We start from the raw sequence: 5,255 nt of genomic DNA, 5'->3' as shown, positions 1-5,255 counted from the left end.
GGCCGTGGCCGTGCCGGACACGAGAGCGTCCAGCGGCGCCAGATGGGGCAACTGGGCGGCCGTCACCAGGGCCAGCTCCACCACCACGCGGGGGAGGCTGCTGTCACGGAGGTCGCGCTCGCGGCTCAGCAGGAGGTTCAGCATCCGGGCCCAGCGGAGCAGCTCATGCGGCCCCCGGCCCGAGCGGGCCTCCTGCTCCAGGCGGTCCCGGAAGGCCAGCACCAGCTCCCGCCAGAAGGTGGCCCAGTCGGCGCCCTGTTCATTCAATTCACGGCAGGCTTCCACCAGGGACGCGGAGTCGCCGATGGCCAGGGCCGACATCACGCCCTGCACCAGGTGGGCGCTGACGATGCCCAGCTGCTCGCGGACGGCCTCCTCCTGGACCTTGCCATCGCCCGCAGAAATGACGCGGTCGAGGATGGTGAGCGCGTCCCGCATGGAGCCCTGCCCCGCCTCGGCCACGAGGCGCAGGCTCTCGCCCTCGAAGGTGACGCCCTCCTGCTCGCAGACGTGCTTCAGTCGGCCCTCGATGAGGCCCACGGGAATGAGGCGGAAGGGGAAGATCTGCACCCGGCTCTTGATGGTGTCCGGCACGTCCTGCAGCTCGGTGGTGGCCAGCACGAAAATCGCGTGGGGCGGCGGCTCCTCGATGACCTTCAGCAGGGCGTTGAAGGCCTCGGTGCTGAGCATGTGCACTTCGTCGATGATGTAGATCCGGTAGCGGCAGAAGGCGGGTCGGGTCTGCACCTGCTCGCGCAGGGCGCGCGCGTCGGCCACCGAGGCGCGGCTGGCGGCGTCGATCTCGACGATGTCCAGGCTGCTGTCCGGCTGCTCCGCGGCCCGGCAGGGATCGCAGACCCCGCAGGGCGTGGCCGTGGGGCCTTCCGCGCAGTTCAACGCCCGGGCCAGGATGCGCGCGGTGCTGGTCTTGCCCGTGCCGCGCACGCCGGCGAAGAGGTAGGCCTGGTGGATCCTGCCGCTTTCCTTGGCCCGCTTGAGGGCATTGGCCAGGGCCTTCACACTGCCCTCCTGCCCCACGAGGTCGGACAGGAGACGGGGGCGGTATTTGAGGGCGAGGGTGGTCATGACGGAACCAGTCTCCCACAGGGTGGCAGCACCCGTCATAAGCAAGTCTTGGGATCCCATAGGCCCGGCTTTCGGAGTACCCTTCTGTTCATCCCGAAGGACATCCGATGCGCGGAGCAGCCCGGAACGAGCACGATGCGTGCGGGGTTGGCTTCATCGCCAGCCGCACCGGAGAGGCCTGCAACCAGATCCTGAAGGATGCCCTCCACGCCCTGAGATGCGTCGAACACCGGGGTGGCTGCGCCGCGGACCAAGTGTCCAGCGATGGCGCCGGCGTCATGACTGACATCCCCTTCGAGCTGCTGGGCTACCGGCCCGGCGAGATCGCCGTGGCCAGCCTGCTGGCCCCGCCGGACCTGCTGCGGCTCCAGGAGGCCCTCTCCATCTTCCGGGCCACCTTCGACTTCTTCGACCTCAAGGTGCTGGCCTTCCGCGAAGTGCCGGTCAACCCCGCGGTGCTGGGCGAGGACGCCCGCCGCACCCTGCCCTCCCTGCGCCACGCCATCATCCGCCGCCCCGCCCACTGCCGCACGGACGCCTCCTTCGAGAAGCTGCTCTACAACGCCAAGCAGGTGCTGCGCACCAAGCTGTCCGAGGCGGGCATCAAGAACGAGTTCTTCTTCGCCTCGCTGTCGGCCCGCACCATCGTCTACAAGGCCCTCACCCGCTCCGCCGACCTCGACCGCTTCTACCTGGATCTGCAGAATCCCCGCTACGCCACCCGCTTCGCGCTGATCCACCGCCGCTTCAGCACCAACACGCGGACCTCCTGGGACAAGGCCCAGCCCTTCCGCCTCATCGCCCACAACGGCGAGATCAACACCATCGCCGGCAACCGCTCCCGCGCCATCTCCCGGGAGATGTCCATCGGGCTCAAGGCCGATCAGCTCGTCACCCACGGCTCCATCAGCGACTCGGGCAGCCTCAACGAGATCGCCGAGGCCCTGCTCTACCGCAGCAGCATCCCGAACATGGAGGACATCCTCGCCATCATGATGCCCCCCGCCGAGGGGCAGAACGACTTCTACACCTTCTGGAGCCGGGCCATGGAGCCCTGGGACGGCCCGGCCATCATCATGTTCTCCGACGGCATCACCGTGGGCGCGCGGCTCGACCGCAACGGCTTCCGGCCCGCCCGGTGGACCCTCACCGACGACCGCTTCATCCTGGCCTCCGAGGCTGGCGCCTTCCCTGTGGACGAGGTCCGGGTCGAGAAGAAGGGCATCGTCTACGCCGGCACGGGGGTGAAGCTGAACCTGGCCACGGGCAAGGTGAACTTCCGCGACGCCAGCCAGTCCCGCGAGAACCGCTACGCGGCCTTCGATCCCCGCGCCACGCCCATCGGCTCCCTGCCGGATGAAGAGGCCACCACGGGACCTGTCAGCGTGTTCCGGAAGACCTTGTTCACCTGCTCCCGGGAGGAGCTGGAGAAGATGATCTACCCCATGGTGGCCACGGGGAAGGAGGCCATCGGCTCCATGGGCGACACGGCCCGGCCCAATGTGTTCTCCTCCCAGCCCCGGCCCTTCTTCGACTACTTCTACCAGCACTTCGCCCAGGTCACGAACCCTCCCCTGGACTACCTCCGCGAGGGCAACATCACGGACCTGCGGGTGTTCCTGGGCCGGGCGCCGAACATCTTCTTCCCCAAGGATCTGGTGCCCCTGAACGAGGCCCTGGAGCTGCCTCGCCCCATCCTCGACCTGGGCCAGATGCGTTTCCTGAACCGCATGCAGACGCTGCGGCCCTCGGAATCCCAGATCATCCCCCGCAGCTTTCCCATGCTGTTCCGCCGGGTGGACGGCATCCGCGGCTTCCACGCGGCCATCGAGCAGCTGGCGGCGGACGTGCGCCGGGCCGTGGAGACCGGCACCACCGTGGTCATCCTGAGCGACCAGGACGCCACCGTGGAGCAGCCCCCCATCCCGGGCCTCATCGCCCTGCGGGCCGTGGTGCACACGCTCAACGAGTCGGGTCTGCGCCTCAACGCCTCCATCGTCATGCAGACCTCGGAGGCCCGCACCTCCCACCACGTGGCCGCCCTCATCAGCTTCGGCGCCTCGGCGGTCTGCCCCGCCCTGGCCCTCGAGATCGCCCGCCGGGACGAGCACCCCACCTTCGCCCACCTCACGCCGGACCAGCGCGAGCAAAACCTCATCTCCGCCCTGGAGGCGGGCCTGCTCAAGATCATGGCCAAGTGCGGCATCTCGGTGGTGCAGAGCTACATGAGCGCCAAGCTCTTCACGGCAGTGGGCCTTGGGCCCGAGCTCATGGAGATTTTCTTCCCCGGCCATGCCAGCCCCATTGGCGGCATCGGCTACGAGGAACTGGCCGGCGACGTGCTGCTGAAAACCGGATACGCAGCCCAGTCCGGCTTCGCGGACAAGCTCCTCCATACGCACCAATTTCGGGAATCCGGCAAGCCCGACGAGGGCGAGAAGCACGGCATGACCACGGCGCGCTCCCGCCTCGTCCACAAACTGGTGGCCCTGGATCCGGAACTGCCGGAGGCCACCGAGCTGTACCGCGAGTACCTGGCCTCCCTGAAGGCCGACGAGCCCATCAATCCCCGGCACCTCCTGGCCTTTCGCGAGGCGGCCGATCCCCTGCCCCTGCCGGAGGTCGAGCCCCGCTCGGAGATCCTGGCCCGCTTCGGCGCGGGCGCCATGTCCTTCGGCGCCGTGAGCGCCGAGAGTCAGCGCGACCTCATCCTGGCCATGGAGGCCGCGGGAGGCCGCAGCAACAGCGGCGAGGGCGGCGAGAACCCCTTCTACTGGACCGACGGCCTCACGGCCAGCACCAAGCAGGTGGCCTCGGCGCGCTTCGGTGTCACGGCCGAGTATCTGGTCTCGGGCCAGGAGATCCAGATCAAGGTGGCCCAGGGCGCCAAGCCCGGCGAGGGCGGCCAGCTCATGAAGGTGAAGGTGGACGCCACCATCGCCAGGGCCCGATTCTCGCTCCCCGGCGTGGACCTCATCTCGCCGCCGCCCCTGCATGACATCTACAGCATCGAGGACCTGAAGGAGCTCATCTACGAGCTGAAGCAATTACACCCCGTCGCCAAGATCAGCGTGAAGCTGGTCTCGGGCACGGGCATCGGCACCATCGCCATGGGCGTCGCCAAGGCGGGCGCCGACATCATCTACATCGCCGGCGGTGATGGCGGCACCGGCGCCGCGACGCTGGGATCGATGAAGCACGCGGGCCTGCCCTGGGAGTTCGGGCTCATGGAGGCCCACCGGGCCCTGCGCGAGAACCACCTCCGCGACCAGGTGGAGCTGCGGGTGGACGGCGGCCTGCTTACGGGCAAGGACATTGTCACGGCCGCCATCCTGGGGGCCCAGGGCTTCGAGTTCGGCAAGCTGCTGCTGGTGGCCGAGGGCTGCATGATGGCCCGCATCTGCGAGAAGAACACCTGCCCCGCGGGCATCGCCACCCACGATCCCAAGTTCAAGGCCCGCTACACCGGCAGCCCCGAGGCCATCCTGCGCATGCTGACCCACCTGGCCGAGGACGTGCGCCGCCACCTGGCCACCCTAGGGGTGGGCGGCCTCGCCGAGCTGCAGGACCGCACCGACCTGCTGACCATCGCCCCCGCCCACGCCACCTTCGTGCATGACCGGAAGCTGGACCTCTCCGCGTTCCTGGAAGCCCCCGCCCCGGAGGTTGGCGAGGCCATCGTGGTCGTCCCCGAGGGCGTGGGCCTGCTCAACCAGCAGCTGGTGGCGGCCGCGCGGACCTTCCTCGATCTCGGCGGCGAGCACGAGCTGACCTTCCCCATCGGCACCGAGGACCGCGGGGTACTGGCCACGCTCTCGGGCGAGATCGCCCAGGGCGTCCGCGAGCGCCGCCGCACCGGCGCCGATCCCGCCGTGCACGGCCTGCTGCGCATCACCTTCAGCGGCAGCGCGGGCCAGGGTTTTGGGGCCTTCCTCACGGAGGGCCTGCACGTGAAGCTGCTGGGCGAGGCCAACGACTCCGTGGGCAAGTCCATGTCCGGCGGCACCCTGGTGCTGCGGCCCGGCTCCCGGTCCACCTACACGCCCGAAGAGAACGCCATCCTTGGCAACGGCGCACTCTACGGGGCCACCGCCGGGCGGTTCTTCGCCCGGGGCCTCGCCGGCGACCGCTTCTGCGTGCGCAACAGCGGCGCCACCGCCGTGGTGGAG

At 69.2% G+C, this 5,255-nt stretch carries 2 protein-coding genes; one reads left to right on the top strand and one right to left on the bottom strand.

From position 1 onward, the window contains the following. The coding region (gene dnaX / locus WAS25_RS06170) for a DNA polymerase III subunit gamma/tau (protein WP_422310644.1) at window positions 1–1,086 on the bottom strand (1,086 nt) is incomplete at its 3' end. A 107-nt stretch (window positions 1,087–1,193) separates the two neighbouring features. Between dnaX and gltB the strand changes: the two genes are divergently transcribed. Next, the coding region (gene gltB / locus WAS25_RS06165) for a glutamate synthase large subunit (protein ID WP_422310643.1) at window positions 1,194–5,255 on the top strand (4,062 nt) is incomplete at its 3' end.

Source organism: Geothrix sp., assembly GCF_049292215.1.
Lineage (GTDB): Bacteria > Acidobacteriota > Holophagae > Holophagales > Holophagaceae > Geothrix.
This window is presented reverse-complemented; position numbering and strand designations above follow the sequence as displayed.